Source organism: Pseudomonas idahonensis, from assembly GCF_037903935.1.
Taxonomy (GTDB): Bacteria; Pseudomonadota; Gammaproteobacteria; order Pseudomonadales; family Pseudomonadaceae; genus Aquipseudomonas; species Aquipseudomonas danubii.
On record NZ_CP149586.1, the window covers coordinates 508,671 to 522,615 of the forward strand.

Consider the following 13,945-nt stretch of genomic DNA (forward strand, 5'->3'; position numbering starts at 1 on the left):
CATTAGCGCCAGCGGCGGAAGATCAACGAGGTGTTGACGCCGCCAAAGGCAAAGTTGTTGTTCATCACGTATTCGTGGCTCATGGCCCGGAAACCGCCCTGCAGGTAGTCCAGCTCGCCGCAGCGCGGGTCGACCTGGTCCAGGTTGCAGGTGTGCACGTACAGGTCCCGGTTGAGCATCTCGATGCTGAACCAGGATTCCAGCGCGCCGCAGGCGCCCAGGGTGTGGCCGAGAAAGCTCTTCTGCGAGCTGATGGGCATGCGACTGCCGAACAGGCTGCTGGTGGCCTGGGTCTCGGCGATATCGCCCTGTTCGGTGGCCGTGCCATGGCCGTTGACGTAGCCGATGGCCGCCGGGAACAGGGCCGCATCCTCCAGCGCCAGCTCCATGGCCCGGCGCATGGTGCTCTGCTCGGGACGGGTGGTGTGCTGGCCGTCGGCGTTGCTGCCGAAGCCGACGATTTCCGCGTGAATGCGGGCGCCGCGGGCCAGGGCATGTTCCAGTTCTTCGAGCACCAGCATGCCGCCGCCCTCACCAATCACCAGACCGTCGCGGTCGGTGTCGTAGGGCCGCGGGCTGGTGTGGGGTGCATCGTTTTTCAGGCTGGTGGCATACAGCGCGTCGAACACCATGGCCTCGGTGGGACACAGCTCTTCGGCGCCGCCGGCAAGCATCAGCGGCAGACGGCCGAACTTGATCGCTTCATAGGCGTAGCCGATACCCTGGCTGCCACTGGTGCAGGCGCTGGAGGTGGGAATCAGGCGCCCGGTGAGGCCGAAGAAGATGCTGATATTGGCCGCGGTGGTGTGGGGCATCATGCGCACGTAGGAGTTGGCGTTGAGCCCTTCGGCCACTGAGTTCAGCAGCATGTTGCCGAAGGCCTTGATCTCGTCGGTGCTGCCGGTGGAAGAACCGCAGGCCACGCCCATGCGCCCGTCCTTGATCGACGGGTCGCCTAGCAGCCCGGCGTCGGCCAGGGCCTGCTCGGCGGCGCCCACGGCCAGGCGCGAAACCCGGCCCATGCTGCGCAGTTGCTTGCGGGTCCAGTGGCCGGGCACCTGGAAGTCATCGATGGGGCCGGCCAGGCGGGTATTGAGCTCGCTGAATCTGTCCCACTCGTCCATGCGCCGGATGCCGCTGCGGTTGGCGGCGAAGCGCTCGGCGATGCGGGCCCAGTCGCTGCCCAGGGAGGTGATGCCGGCCATGCCGGTGACGACCACGCGTTTCATCAGCACAGGCCCCCGTTCACCGCCAGCACCTGGCGGGTGATGTAGGCGGCCTCGGCGGACATCAGGAAGTTCACCGCGCCGGCGACTTCTTCCGGGGTGCCCATGCGCTGGGCGGGAATCATCTTCATCAGTTCGTCCACCGGCACGTTCTCGTCGAGCATGGCGGTGTCGATCAGGCCCGGGGCCACGCAGTTGACGGTGATCTTGCGCTTGCCCAGCTCGATGGCCAGGGCTTTGGCGGCGCCGATCAACCCGGCCTTGGAAGCGCTGTAGTTGACCTGGCCACGGTTGCCGATCAGCCCCGACACCGAGGTGATGCAGACAATGCGCCCGGCGGCGCGGCGGCGGATCATCGGCATCATCACCGGGTGCAGGACGTTGTAGAAACCGTCGAGGTTGGTGCGCAGCACCTGATCCCAGTCCTCTTCGCTGAGGGCCGGAAAGGCGCCGTCGCGGGTCAGTCCGGCATTGAGCACCACGCCGTAATAGGCGCCATGAGTCTCAACGTCGGCTTCCAGCGCGGCCTTGCAGGCCGCTCGGTCCGACACGTCGAATTGCAGGATGCGGGCGCTGCGGCCCAGGGCCTCGACTTCGCCCTTGACGGCTTCGGCTTCGCTGCGGCCGCTGCGGCAATGCAGCACCAGGTCATAGCCAGCCTGGGCCAGACGCAGGGCGATGGCACGGCCGATGCCACGGCTGGAGCCGGTGACCAGTACGGAGTCAGTCATGACGGGGTTCCTGTAGAAGAGGCAGGTGTTTCATGCAGATAGTCGGCGGCCTGGGGCGGGCGGAACACATTCAGGCGCGCGCTGGCGGCAATGCCGGGGCCGCTGAGGTGGCACTCGAACACGCCCATGCCGTTGTCGTCTTCGAGGGAGCGCAGGGCGTGGATTTCCAGGGTGCTGCCGACGGGGAAATGTTCAACGTTGCACTCGAATTTACGGGTGCCCAGAAGAAAACCCAGCTCCACCGGCAAGCCCTGCTGGCGGGCGCGGCAACCGGCGTAGGCGGCGACGCTCTGGGCCATCAGTTCGATGCCGACCCAGGCCGGCAGGCTGCCATCGGCGCGGTTGAACAGGCCGCTGGGGCGAACTTGGAGGCGAGTGCGGATCTGTTCTTCATCAAAGGCCAGGACCTGATCGATGAGGATCATGTCCCCGGCATGGGGCAGCAACTCGGCGAGCGGCCAGTCAATCATGGGGCGTCTCCGATAATCAGGCTGACGTTGTTGCCGCCGAAGGCGAAGGAATTGCTCATCAGGCGGCGCGGGGCGTGCGGGTCCAGGCGGTCGGCCGGGGTGACCCAGCGCAGTGCCGGCAGGGCCGGGTCGGCCTGGGCGTCCCAGAGGTGCGGCGGCAGTGCCTGGGCGGGGTTCTCGGCGCTCAGGCTGAGCCAGCAGAACGCGGCCTCCAGGGCACCAGCGGCCCCCAGGGTGTGGCCGCTCATGGGCTTGGTCGATGAGCAGGGCACGCCTTCGGGGAACAGCTGCGCCACCGCCAGGCTCTCCATGGCGTCGTTGTGCTGGGTGGCGGTGCCGTGCAGGTTCAGGTAGCCGATCTGTTGTGGCTGCAAGCCGGCACTGTGCAGGGCCAGTTTCATGGCCTGCAAGGCTCCTCGACCGTCGGGGGCCGGGGCGGAAATATGGTAGGCATCGGAACTGGCACCGCCGCCCAGCAGGGCAATGGGCGAGTCACGGCCCGGTTCCTTGCTCATCAGGAACAGCACCGCCGCTTCACCGATGTTGATGCCGTCGCGGTGGCGGGAAAATGGATTGCAGCGCTGAGCGGACACCGCCTCCAGGGCGGTGAAGCCGTTCAGGGTGAGCTGGCACAGGCTGTCGACCCCGCCGCACAGCACCGCGTCGCACAGGCCCAGGTCCAGCAGGCGCCGGGCGCTGATCAGGGCCCGGGCGCTGGAAGTGCAGGCGGTGGAAATCACATAGGCCGGGCCGCACAGTTGCAGCCAGTCGGCGAGGAAGTTTGCCGGCGCGCTGAGCTCCTGCTGGCGGTAGTCGTAATCCGCCGGGAATTGCCGGTCCTGCAGATAACGGGCAATGCCGCGACTGGCTTCGTCGATGCCCGAGGTGCTGGTGCCCAGGACGATACCGATGCGGCCACGGCCATAGCGTTGGATCGCCTGGCGGATGTCGTCCTCGATCTGCAGCGTGGCCTCCAGCAGCAATTGGTTGTTGCGGCTGTTTTGCGCCTGGAAGCCACTGGGCATGGGGGCCAGTGGACCGCGTACCGCCGCCACCGGCAAGGTGCGCTCGGGCACCCAGTGGCTTTCGTCGCGCATGCCTGAACAGTCGCCGGCAAACAGGCTGCGGGCGACTTCCTGGCGATTGCGGCCCAGGGCGCAAATCACCCCGAGGGCATTGAGGTAGGCCGTCATGGGGTGGCCTCGGTACTCAGTGCAGTGATGTGGTAGTGCGGGCCTTGAGGCAGGTTCAACTCGAAATCCAGAAGTTGTTGATAGTCAATCCGCCAGCGTGGGCCGAGGGTACGTTGGGCGCCTTGCTGACGGGCGCCCGGGTAGTTGGCGGCCAGTTCCGCCTCGGGTGTGAGGGCGAACAGCAGCGCTGCGAACAGCTCCCGGGCCTCCGGGTTGGGGGGCAGCAGGCCATCGGCCTGCCACCGGCCTGCCACCAGGCGCTGACGGGCCTGGGGAATGCCCAATGGGTCCATCAGCGACCAGCGCAGGTCCGCGCCTTCAGCCTGGATCACCAGCAGCCAGTCCTGGCGTTGGCCATCCGCCTGGCGCTGCACATGCAACTGCAACGGCAACACCAGGGAAGGCGTGCGCTCGGGCAGCGGAGCCTGACTGACGCAAGCGCTCAGCAACAGGACACAACCGAGCAGCAGAGCGCGGATCATGCGGGCAGACCTTCCTCGGCGACCGGGGGATTCAGGGGCTTGCGGGCCACCACATTGACCAGGGTTTCCTCGCGCTGGCCCACCGGCGGCGGCTGGCGCAGGCCGAAGCGCTCCAACAGGCCGAAGTCTTTGGCGCGGCTCCACCACAGGTAAGGATAAGACACGTTCTGCGGGCCGAACTCAAAGCCCTGCCGACGAATCATCTCTAGATACTCGGCGGCGCTTTTCTGTACATGCATCGGATGGCGGAACAGCCAGCGGATCACCCAGGTATCGATGTAGGCCTCGGTGGATTCGGCGAACAGCAGGTAGCCCCCAGGCTTGAGCACGCGATAGAACTCGGCCAGGGCCTTTTCCTGTTCCACCAGGTGATGGAAGGTCTGGTGGCAGAACAACAGGTCGACGCTGGCGTCCGCCAGCTCCAGGGTCGCGCAGTCGCTGCCGATCAGTTCCACCTGCAGTTGCTGGCGCCGGGCTTCCTCGGCGCTGAGCTTGAGGCTGTGGGGGTCGGCGTCGAGGCCGATCAGGCGCTGCGGAGCGAACACCTGGCGCAGGTACTGGAACGACTTGCCCTGGCCGCAGCCAGCATCCAGCAGCACCGGGTGGGCCGGCAGCTCGCCATCGAACAGCGAACGCAGGTCATTGATGGCCACCCGCAGCACATGGTGCTGCCAGGTGTGGCTGCGCAGGAACCAGAAGCCGAAGCGGGTTTCCTCGACGTAGCTGGCGCTCAGGTACTGGCTGGATGGTTCGCTCATGCCACGTCCCTCGCACAGACTTGCGACAGGGCCTTGAGCCGGCGCTTGGGCTCGCTGACGAAGGGGTTGCGCTCATCCCAGGCGTAGCCGGCGAGGATCGAGCTGATCATGCGGCGGATTTCCGGCGAGCTGCCCGGGTGATAGATCACGTCCTGGAAGGTGCCGGCGTACCAGCCTTCGACGTAGCAGCGGAAGGTGTCGACGCCGCGCTTGAGCGGTTCGGCGAACTCGCTCTGCCAATCGACGCTCTGGCCTTGCAACTGACGGTGCAGCACCGCGGCGGCCATGCTCGATGAACGCATGGCGATGGTCACGCCGGAGGAGAACACCGGGTCGAGGAATTCCGCGGCATTGCCCAGCAGGGCGAAGCCCGGGCCGTGCAGGGTGGTGACGTTGGCCGAGTAGCCGCCGATGGTCCGCGCCGGGGTGTCCCACTCGGCGTTTTTCAGGACCTGGGCCAGGCTCGGGGTTTCGTTGATGAAGCCGCGCAAGCAGGCGTCCAGGTCGCCATCGCGCCCGGCGAAGTGTTCGTCGGCGGCCACCACGCCCACCGAGCAGCGGCCGTTGCTGAAGGGGATGCTCCAGAACCAGATGTCGCGGTGTTCCGGGTGGGTGGTGATAAGGATCTTGTTGCGGTCGAAATGCTCGCAGTCGATGCGATCCTCGACATGGGTGAACACCGCCCGGCGTACCGGAAAGTTCGACGGTGCTTCCAGTTCCAGCAGGCGTGGCAGGACCCGGCCGTAGCCGCTGGCGTCGAGGATGAAGTCGGCTTCGATGCGGTACTGGCTGCCGTCTTCACGGCGGCAGTCGAGCTGCGGCAACGGCCGTTCCACGTCTACGGCGACAATCTCTTCGCCGTAGCGGATCTCGACCCCTTGCAGGGCGGCCTGGTCGGCCAGCAGCTTGTCGAAATCGGCGCGCTGCACCTGGAAGGTGGTGGGCTTGCCGTTACTGAAGGTGTCACCAAAATCGAAGGCGCTGTAGTGCTCGCCCCAGGCGAAGGCTGCGCCGTTCTTGAGCTGGAAACCGGCGTCTTGCACCGCCTCCAGCATGCCGGCTTCCTCGACGAAATCCAGGCAGTGGGACAGCAGGCTTTCACCGATGGAGAAACGCGGGAAATGTTGCCGCTCGACGATCAGCACGTCGTGGCCCTGGCGCTTGAGCAGCGCGGCCGCGATGGCCCCCGAGGGGCCGGCACCAATCACCACGACCTGGCGACGTTGCATTTCAACTGTTGGCACTGGGGCTCCTTGCCGGTTCGGCGATGTTCAGGTTCAAGGGGGCCGCGTTTACCGCGGCCGCAGGCGTTCGGTGCATCCCGGCCAGGGCCGGCAGCAGGGTGGCGATCAGGCCCATGAGCATCAGCGCGAAGTACAGCGCCGGGCTGATCAACTGTTGTTGCAGCAGCAGGTTGAGAAAGACGATCTCGCTCAAGCCGCGAATGTTCAGCAGCAGGCTTTCCCGCCAGCGGCTGGCGCCCTCGAAGGAGGCGCCGGCCCAGCTCAGGCCCAGCCAGTTGCCCAGCAGCTTGCTGGCAATCGGCAGCAACAGCAGCGCCGCCAGTTGCACCCAGCCGAGGCTGTCCATGGCGCTGTGCACATTGATCTGCACGATGCCGAACGTCAGGATCAGCGGGATGGCGACCAAGGTCTGCAAGCGGTTCATCCAGGCAGCCTTTAACGGCAGCACCAGCGGCAGCTTGAGGGCGGCCATGCACAACAGGTAGCCGATGCCGAAGATCAGCGCATTGAGCTTGTAGTGCTCGGCCAGCACCAGCAGGCCGAAGAACCCCAGGCTGTGCAGCAGGGGCTGGCGCAGGCCGAGGACCCGCAGCACCAGTGGCAGGCAGGCGCCCGCCAGGGGCAGCAGCAGGCTGCTGACCTGCAGGCTGCCCTGGGCCAGGGCGAACAGGGTCCAGCAGGTCAGGTCGATGAGGATCGCGGTCTGCACCAGGCGCCGGGTGGCGGCGGGCGGGTACTGGATGTGTCGCAGGTACAGGTAGAGCACCGGGATTGCGGTAATGGCGAACAGCAGGCCCACCGCCAGGGAGCTGATCCAGGGTTGCGCCGGCAGCAGCCAGAAGGCCGTGGCCAGGCCACAGGCAAAGGGTATGCAGAAGCTCGGCACGGCGATCTTCAGGCTCTGACGGTCCAGGCGCAGGTCGATCACATCACTGAGGATGTGCCCCAGCAGCAGGGCGAAGCTCAGGCCGTAGAGGAACTTGAGCCATTGCGGGGAGACCAGCTGCGCGCCGCTGAGCTGCCAGTGGGGTTCGATCCACAGCAGCATCAGCAACGGCAGGCCGAAGGTCGCCAGCAGCAGTTGGCTGACAATCGGAATCAGGCCCAGGTGGCGCCCGATGTAGGTGGCCAGGGCGAACAGGGCCAGGGCCAGCAGCCAGAACAGCAGGATCAGCATGGCGGGTTCTCCGCGGCCGGCGTCGGATGCGGCGTGTGGCCGGCCCAGGGCGCGAGGATGAAGCTGAAGGTCAGCCCCAGGCTCACCGCCAGACCGAAGTTGCTCACCGCCGGGGTGCTGGACACCGCCAGCAGACCGAACGACAGCCAGGTGGTCAGGGCCGCCAGCAAGGTGCCCAGCAGGCTCACGGCGGCGCCACCGATCTGCTCGCGCATGAGGATCGCGTAGTCGACGCTGATGGCGGTCACCAGCAGCAGGCCGAACAGGCTGAACAGGGTCAGCGGCTGGCCCAGCCAGCCGAGGCTGGCCAGGCTGCACAAGGCTGCCAGCAGCGGCAGGGCCACCAGGCGCAAGGCGCCACCGAAACCGAAGGGCAGGATCAGCAGCAGCACGATCAGCACGCAGGACGCCAGCTTGAGTTCGGCGGCGCTGACCTGGGTTGCGGCGAACACGCGGTTCAGCTCGCCCAGGCGATCCACCAGTTGCACCCCTGGCAGGTCATCGGCCTGGACCCGCAGCAGGGCAGCGTCGTTCAGGCCTTGCAGGCTGACCATGGCCGCTACGCCGCTGGCGTTGCTGCCCAGCCACAGCGGGCGATAAGGCTCGGCCAGGGGACCGATGAGCGCGGTATCAATGTCGGCCACGGGCAGGTCCTGCAGTTGTTTCAACTCCGCTTGCAGGGCCGGCAGGGGCACCCCCAGCGCCAGCAGCGGCTGCCAGACGCCCGGCAGTTGCTTGAGGGCCTCGCGTACTTGCTGCTGCTCGGCGGGTTGGCTCACCAGTTGGTCCAGGGACAGGTAGCCCTTGAGCTTGCCCAGGCTCACCAGTTGTTGCAGGCGCAGGTCCAGGGCGCGTAGGCGTTCCAGCAATTGCTGCTGATCGGCCGCGCGCACCAGGAAGAACTGGCTGGTGGGTTGATAACCGGTGATCCGGGCAATGGCCTGGGCCTCTTGCATCAGTTGCGGCGGTGCACCGACCCATTGGCGAATGTCGTTCTTGCTCTCGAGCTGCCACAAACCAGCGGCGCAGAACAGCGCCAACAGGGCCAGCAACGCCGGGCTCGGCACACGCTTGAGCAGCGCGGCACGCACCCCGAGCAAGGCTTCGGCGACCCGCAGCGGCCATTGCGCCGGACGCAGTTCGACGCCCTTGAGCAGGGCCGGCAACAGGCACACCGCCGACAGGTAGGCTCCCAGCAGGCCGGCGGCGGAGAACACGGCGATCTGGGTCAGCGCCGGGAATGGGGTCCAGGCCAGGGCCAGGTAGCCGATGCAACTGGTGATCAGGCTCAGGCTCAGCCCGGGCAGGGTCAGGCGCAGGGCCGGCCAGCTGCGCCAGGGTTTCAGGCTCCAGCTCTTGGACAGGTAATGCAGGGGGTAGTCGACGGCCACGCCGATCAGGCTTGAGCCCAGCACCAGGGTCATGACGTGCATGCGCCCGAACAGCGCGACGCAGGCCACGGCGCCGAACAGCATGCCCACCAGCACCGGGACGAAGGCCAGCAAGGCGCGCCAGCGGCGGAAGGCCAGGAGCAGCAGCAAGAGGATGCCCAGGGTGGCGCCTCCGCCAACCCAGGTAATTTCCCGGCTGGCCTGCTGCTGGCCGTTGGCGGCGTACAGCAAGCCGCTGGCGGCCAGCAGTTGTACATCGCTGTGGCCGGCCTGTTCGCGGCTGTGGTCCAGCAGTTCGGCCACCTGCAAGGGCAATTGCAGGTCGAAGGCATTGCCGTTGGTGCGGGCCCGCAGGAGTACCCATTGTTTGCCATCGGCGTCGGCCACCAGGGCGCCGCTGCCGATGTCCAATTGCACCGCGCCGTGTTGCGGCTGGCTGTTCTGAATACGTCCGGTCAGGCCCAGCCAGTCCTCCTGGCTCGGCACCAGGGAGAAGCCGGCAAAGGGGTCGAAGAGGCTTTGCACGCGCTGCTCGATGAACGCCTGGGGCTGGCTGATCAACTGCTCGCGGTCATGGGCCGAGAGCATGGCCAGGCGGCCTTGCAGCAGTTGCTTGCGCAAGGCCGGCAGGTCGGCCTGCAGGTTCCACTGGACCTTCTCGAACAGCCCGCTGGCCTGCCATTGCTCGGCCAGTTGCCGGGCCATGGCCACGGCTTTTTCGCGCTCGGCATGCCCCACCAGCACCAGGATTTCCCGGTTCAGCGGTTCCTGCATGCGTTGTTCGGCCTGCAGCTCCAGGGCGTCCGGGGCGGTGCCGGGCACCAGCTCCATCAGGTTGGCGGACAGGGGCGCGCCGTGGCGCCATTGCCAGGCGCCCAAGGCCAGCACCAGGGCCAGCAGGATCAGGAAGGATCGCGGCAGCCAGCGTTCACTCGGCAAAGTCATGTTGCTCCGCTTCACTCAAGGGTTGGGCACTGCTGCTGTCCTGCATGATCAGCAAGGTACGGTCGCCCTGGGCTTCCAGCAGTTCGATGCGTTGCACCAGCGCGCCGCCGTCGATGTTGATCTGGTTGAAGATCTGTTTCAGCAGCAGGGAGCGGGGGATCAATTGCAATTGCCAGTCATCGGCGCTGCCTTGCAGCTTGAGTTCGAAGTCCCGCTGCAGGCCACTGCTGTCGCCTTGCAGCACGGCGAGGAACAGGCGGTTCTGTTCGGCACCGGCACTCTTGCCCGGAAGCATCTGCCAGCCGCCGGCATCGCGCCGGGCAATGCCGGTGGCGGTGATGCGGTAGTCCTGCTGCAACGGGGTCTGCAGCAGCCACAGCAGGCCATGGTTTTTCGCCAGGACGAAGTGGCCCTTGCTGGTCAATGGCTGGGGCAGGGCGCGCAGGTGTTTTTCCTGGATGAAGCGACCGTGGATCACCTCCGGCCGCGACAGCTGGTCGCTCAGTTGTTGCAGATCGAAGGCCTGGGCCAACCCCGGCACACACCACAGCACCAAAACCGTAGGAGCGAGCTTGCTCGCGAACCGCCGCACCAGGTTGCTTAGCCCTGTGCAATGGGCAGATAGACCAACGATCTTCGCGAGCAAGCTCGCTCCTACCCTCATGGCAGGGCCCTGGCAACGGCGTCGGTGAAGACTTTGGGCGAGGCCAGCTGCATCTCCCGGCTGGCGATCTCCACGGCCACCTGCACCGAGCTGGCGCGGGTCAGGCGCTCGCCACTGGCCAGGTCTGTGATCAGGTAGTTGATCTTCAGGCGGTTCTCCCACTCCACCAGGCTGGCGCGCACGTTCAGGGTCTGGCCGAACACCGCGCCGCGCACGTAGCGCAGTTGCAGGTCGATCACCGGCCAGGCGTAGCCGGATTCGAGCATCTGGTTGTAGTTGTGGCCGAGCTTGTCCAGCAGGGCGCAGCGGGCGACTTCCAGGTACTTGACGTAATGCCCGTGCCAGACGACATGCATGGTGTCGACGTCGAAGAACGGCACCTGGACCTGGGTGTCGGCGTGGATCACTCCCTTACTGCGCATGCAGCCTCCAGTGTTGTTCGGCGATACGTTGCAGGCACAGGCGCAGCTCGCGCTCCAGGGCGCGGTCCTCGATCACCGGTGGGAAGTCTGCGGCCAGTTGCTGGTGCATGGCCTCCAGGGCCGGTGGCAATGGCCGGGCATCGGCTTCCTGGCGGCGCAGCCAGACGCCCTGGTTGGCTGCGAGCAAGGTGGCCGCGGCCACTTGCTCGGTGAGCTCCAGCACGCGGATCGCGTCGCGGGCAGCGATGGTGCCCATGCTCACCTTGTCCTGGTTGTGGCACTCGGTGGAACGTGAGAACACGCTGGCCGGCATGGTGTTTTTCAGGGCTTCGGCAGTCCAGGCGCTGGCGCCGATCTGCACCGCCTTGAACCCGTGATTGAGCATGGCGCGTTCGGCGCTGGCGCCGGACAGGTTGCTCGGCAGGCCGTGGTTGTAGCGCACGTCCACCAGCAGCGCCAACTGCCGGTCCAGCAGGTCGGCGACGTTGGCCACCAGGTTCTTCAGGCTGTCCATGGCGAAGGCGATATGCCCGCCATAGAAGTGCCCGCCGTGCAGCACGCGTTCGGCCTCGGCGTCGATGATCGGGTTGTCGTTGGCGCTGTTGAGTTCAGTTTCGATAAAGCCCCGCAGCCAGTTCAGGCTGTCGGCCAGCACGCCGAGAACATGGGGCGCGCAGCGCAGCGAGTAACGGTCCTGCAGGCGGTGCAGGGGCGCGGTCGGTGCGTCGATGGCCAGGTCCTGGCGCAGCCAGGCGGCCACTTGCATCTGCCCCGGGTGCGGCTTGGCGGCGAACAGGCGTTCGTCGAAGTGCTCCGGGTTGCCTTGCAGGGCCACCACGTTGAGGGCGGTGATGCGGGTGGCCAGGTGCAGCAGGTAATCGGCCCGGGCAAAGGCCAGGCAGGCCAGTCCGGTCATCACTGCGGTGCCGTTCATCAGCGCCAGGGCTTCCTTGGGGCGCAGCACCAGGGGCTCCCAGCCCAGCTCGCGGTGCACGTCGGCGGACTCACGACGCTCGCCGCGGAACAGCACCTCGCGTTCGCCGGACAGGGTGGCCGCCACGTAGGACAGCGGCGTCAGGTCGCCGCTGGCGCCCACCGAGCCCTCTTCCGGGATCAGCGGCAGGATGTCCTGATCGAGGAAGGCCTGCAGGCGCTCCAGCAGTTCCACCCGGACCCCGGAAACCCCGTGGCACAGCGACTGCAGGCGTGCGGCCAATACGGCGCGGGTGGCTTGGGCGTCCAGCAGCTTGCCCAGGCCGCAGCCGTGGAAGGTGTACAGATGACGCGGCAGGGCCTCGACATGCTGCAGCGGCACCGCCACCACACACGAGTCGCCGTAGCCGGTGGTCACGCCGTAGATCACCCCTTCCTTGTCCAGCAGGGAGTCGAGGAACTGTGCACCCTTGGCAATCCGCTGGCGCCAGGCGGCGTCGCTTTGCAGGCGCGTCGGCACCTGGCGGTTGGCCAGGGCCAGCACGTCTTCGATGCGCAGGGGGTGTTCGCCGAAGGTTACCGGCTCATGGGTCGAGGTCGTCATCGGTCTTCCAGAATGGGTAAAAGTTGAACCATTGTTGCGGTGCCTGTAGGCAGTACTGGCCCAGGCGCTCGGCGTAGCGGGCGGTCCACTGGGCGATCACCTGCTGGCGGTCATTGCGCTTCCACTGCACGGCCTCGGCGAAGGGCTCGAGGATCACCTGGTAGCGGCCCTGCTGTTTCAGGCACAGCAGCAGGTTGACCGGGCACTTGAGCAGCCCGGCCAGCAGCCAGGGGCCTTGGGGAAAAGCGGCCTGATGGCCGAGGAAATCCACCCGCACGTTGCGCCCGCCGTGCAGCGGTACGCGGTCGCCGGCAATCGCCAGCCACTCGCCGCGGTCCAGGCGCTGGCTCAGTTGCAGCATGATCGCCGGGTCCAGCTCGCTGACCTGGATCAGCCGCAGGTTGCTGGCCCCGGCCTCGCCCAGCAGGCGGTTGAAGCGTTCGGCGTGCTTGGTGTGCACCAGCACGTTCATGGTCACTTGCTCGCCCAGCTCGGCCAGGGCCCGGCAGACTTCCAGGTTGCCCAGGTGCGCGCCCACCAGCAGCTGTCCGCGTTCCCCGCGCAGCTGATGGCGCAGCTGCGCCGGGTCGACGATTTCGATCTGTTCGATGCGCAACTTGCCGTTCCACACATCGAGCTTGTCCAGCAGGGCATCGGCAAAGGCCATGAACTGGCCGAACACCCGCCAGTGGCTGGGGCGCAACTCATCGCGCCCGCTCCATTGGGCCAGGCGCTGCTGGTACTGCCAGATGCTGCGCCGGGCGCGGCGGCCGAACAGGAAGAAGTAGAAAACTATGGCGTACAGCACCGGGCTCAGCACCCGGCGCCCCAGCACCCGTACACCGAAGGCGGTGAGCTTCATCAGCCAGAAGCTGCCGCGCTCCTGATGGCCGGCCCAGTGTTCGCTGCCGGGCTCCTTGGGTTGCTCCAGGCTCATGAACGCCACCGGCGCCAGAGGATCAGCGGCAGGCGCAGCAACATGCCGAAGAACAGCTTGGCGTGCATCTTGGAAATCAGCGCGTTGTCGTGGAACAGGCGAAAGTGCGAGAGGCCGTCCTGGGGGTAGTGCACCCGGGTCGGCAGCCAGTGCATGGGCTGGTTGCGCCAGGACAGGCGCACCAGGATCTCCGGGTCGAAGTCCATGCGCCGCCCCAGTTGCACCGAGTCCAGCAGGGCCAACGTGGCGGGCAGGGGATAGACTCGGAAGCCGCACATGGAGTCCGGGATCTGCAGCGACAGGCTGTTGATCCAGACCCAGACGTGAGTCAGGTAGCGGGCGTACAGGCGCCCCTTGGGCACGCTGGCGTCGTACTGTGGATAACCGCAGATCAGCGCCTCGGGATGGGCCTGTGAGCGTTGGATGAAGTGATCCACATCCGCCAGGTCGTGCTGGCCGTCGGCGTCCACCTGCAAGGCGTGGCTGAAGCCCAACTGAGCGGCTTCGCGCAGGCCGGCCATGACTGCGCCGCCCTTGCCCTGGTTGATGGCCAGGCGAATCAGGAACACCTGCTCGCGCTCGGCCAGTTGTTCCAGCACCGCCGCACAGGCCGGGCTGCTGGCGTCGTCCACCAATACGCAGGGCAGGCCCCGGGCCAGGAGCGCGTCGACCACGGCGGGCACGGCGGTTTCATGGTTGTAGACCGGAATGACGGCGCAGGGCTTGTGGGTCGGCGCTGGACCCTTGGCTGGCAAGCCAGCGCCTGCA

General features: G+C 66.7%; 14 protein-coding genes. All 14 read right to left on the reverse strand.

The window, feature by feature from the left end:
- Nucleotides 1-2: 2 nt before the first annotated feature.
- From WIN67_RS02300 to WIN67_RS02365, 14 genes are read right to left on the reverse strand one after another with little or no spacing between them, the layout of a single operon-like run.
- On the reverse strand, nt 3-1,229 hold the full coding sequence (locus WIN67_RS02300) for a beta-ketoacyl-ACP synthase (RefSeq protein ID WP_102882075.1): 1,227 nt from the start codon (nt 1,227-1,229) through the stop codon (nt 3-5).
- The gene (gene fabG, locus WIN67_RS02305) at nt 1,229-1,957 is read right to left on the reverse strand and encodes a 3-oxoacyl-ACP reductase FabG (protein ID WP_102862814.1); all 729 of its coding nucleotides are present in this window, start codon (nt 1,955-1,957) and stop codon (nt 1,229-1,231) included. The genes WIN67_RS02300 and fabG overlap by 1 nt, the downstream gene beginning before the upstream one ends.
- Nucleotides 1,954-2,427 (reverse strand): hotdog family protein, encoded by a 474-nt coding sequence (locus WIN67_RS02310; RefSeq protein ID WP_170004045.1) that lies wholly within the window; start codon nt 2,425-2,427, stop codon nt 1,954-1,956. Before WIN67_RS02310 ends, fabG begins: the two co-directional genes overlap by 4 nt.
- Nucleotides 2,424-3,620: a beta-ketoacyl-[acyl-carrier-protein] synthase family protein gene (locus WIN67_RS02315; protein ID WP_102862816.1), complete on the reverse strand. Its 1,197-nt coding sequence runs from the start codon at nt 3,618-3,620 to the stop codon at nt 2,424-2,426. Before WIN67_RS02315 ends, WIN67_RS02310 begins: the two co-directional genes overlap by 4 nt.
- Complete coding sequence (locus WIN67_RS02320; RefSeq protein ID WP_110651012.1) at nt 3,617-4,102, reverse strand: DUF3261 domain-containing protein; 486 nt, start codon at nt 4,100-4,102, stop codon at nt 3,617-3,619. Before WIN67_RS02320 ends, WIN67_RS02315 begins: the two co-directional genes overlap by 4 nt.
- On the reverse strand, nt 4,099-4,860 hold the full coding sequence (locus WIN67_RS02325; protein WP_110595402.1) for a class I SAM-dependent methyltransferase: 762 nt from the start codon (nt 4,858-4,860) through the stop codon (nt 4,099-4,101). The genes WIN67_RS02320 and WIN67_RS02325 overlap by 4 nt, the downstream gene beginning before the upstream one ends.
- A complete protein-coding gene (locus WIN67_RS02330; RefSeq protein ID WP_339070583.1) occupies nt 4,857-6,104 on the reverse strand; it encodes an NAD(P)/FAD-dependent oxidoreductase in 1,248 nt (415 codons plus the stop codon). The genes WIN67_RS02325 and WIN67_RS02330 overlap by 4 nt, the downstream gene beginning before the upstream one ends.
- Entirely contained in the window at nt 6,091-7,281 is a 1,191-nt protein-coding gene (locus WIN67_RS02335; protein ID WP_272754232.1) for a sodium:proton antiporter, read from the reverse strand. The genes WIN67_RS02330 and WIN67_RS02335 overlap by 14 nt, the downstream gene beginning before the upstream one ends.
- Nucleotides 7,275-9,617, reverse strand: coding sequence for a hypothetical protein (locus WIN67_RS02340; RefSeq protein WP_339070584.1), 2,343 nt, complete (start codon nt 9,615-9,617; stop codon nt 7,275-7,277). The genes WIN67_RS02335 and WIN67_RS02340 overlap by 7 nt, the downstream gene beginning before the upstream one ends.
- Entirely contained in the window at nt 9,601-10,281 is a 681-nt protein-coding gene (locus tag WIN67_RS02345) for an outer membrane lipoprotein carrier protein LolA (RefSeq protein ID WP_110595405.1), read from the reverse strand. The genes WIN67_RS02340 and WIN67_RS02345 overlap by 17 nt, the downstream gene beginning before the upstream one ends.
- Nucleotides 10,278-10,703, reverse strand: coding sequence for an acyl-CoA thioesterase (locus WIN67_RS02350; RefSeq protein ID WP_102862823.1), 426 nt, complete (start codon nt 10,701-10,703; stop codon nt 10,278-10,280). Before WIN67_RS02350 ends, WIN67_RS02345 begins: the two co-directional genes overlap by 4 nt.
- Nucleotides 10,693-12,240 carry an HAL/PAL/TAL family ammonia-lyase gene (locus tag WIN67_RS02355; protein WP_102882068.1) on the reverse strand — a complete coding sequence of 516 codons (1,548 nt, stop codon included), beginning with the start codon at nt 12,238-12,240 and terminating at the stop codon, nt 10,693-10,695. The genes WIN67_RS02350 and WIN67_RS02355 overlap by 11 nt, the downstream gene beginning before the upstream one ends.
- Nucleotides 12,221-13,177 carry a glycosyl transferase gene (locus tag WIN67_RS02360; RefSeq protein WP_102882067.1) on the reverse strand — a complete coding sequence of 319 codons (957 nt, stop codon included), beginning with the start codon at nt 13,175-13,177 and terminating at the stop codon, nt 12,221-12,223. Before WIN67_RS02360 ends, WIN67_RS02355 begins: the two co-directional genes overlap by 20 nt.
- Entirely contained in the window at nt 13,174-13,932 is a 759-nt protein-coding gene (locus WIN67_RS02365; protein ID WP_102882201.1) for a glycosyltransferase family 2 protein, read from the reverse strand. Before WIN67_RS02365 ends, WIN67_RS02360 begins: the two co-directional genes overlap by 4 nt.
- Nucleotides 13,933-13,945 lie beyond the last annotated feature (13 nt).

Coding starts and splice junctions, on each gene's coding strand:
- WIN67_RS02350 (WP_102862823.1), bottom strand. CDS start 10,703: ATGCGCAGTAAGGGAGTGATCCACGCCGACACCCAGGTCCAGGTGCCG.
- WIN67_RS02320 (WP_110651012.1), bottom strand. CDS start 4,102: ATGATCCGCGCTCTGCTGCTCGGTTGTGTCCTGTTGCTGAGCGCTTGC.
- WIN67_RS02345 (WP_110595405.1), bottom strand. CDS start 10,281: ATGAGGGTAGGAGCGAGCTTGCTCGCGAAGATCGTTGGTCTATCTGCC.
- WIN67_RS02310 (WP_170004045.1), bottom strand. CDS start 2,427: ATGATTGACTGGCCGCTCGCCGAGTTGCTGCCCCATGCCGGGGACATG.
- WIN67_RS02325 (WP_110595402.1), bottom strand. CDS start 4,860: ATGAGCGAACCATCCAGCCAGTACCTGAGCGCCAGCTACGTCGAGGAA.
- WIN67_RS02360 (WP_102882067.1), bottom strand. CDS start 13,177: ATGAGCCTGGAGCAACCCAAGGAGCCCGGCAGCGAACACTGGGCCGGC.
- WIN67_RS02300 (WP_102882075.1), bottom strand. CDS start 1,229: ATGAAACGCGTGGTCGTCACCGGCATGGCCGGCATCACCTCCCTGGGC.
- WIN67_RS02315 (WP_102862816.1), bottom strand. CDS start 3,620: ATGACGGCCTACCTCAATGCCCTCGGGGTGATTTGCGCCCTGGGCCGC.
- WIN67_RS02355 (WP_102882068.1), bottom strand. CDS start 12,240: ATGACGACCTCGACCCATGAGCCGGTAACCTTCGGCGAACACCCCCTG.
- fabG (WP_102862814.1), bottom strand. CDS start 1,957: ATGACTGACTCCGTACTGGTCACCGGCTCCAGCCGTGGCATCGGCCGT.
- WIN67_RS02335 (WP_272754232.1), bottom strand. CDS start 7,281: ATGCTGATCCTGCTGTTCTGGCTGCTGGCCCTGGCCCTGTTCGCCCTG.
- WIN67_RS02340 (WP_339070584.1), bottom strand. CDS start 9,617: ATGACTTTGCCGAGTGAACGCTGGCTGCCGCGATCCTTCCTGATCCTG.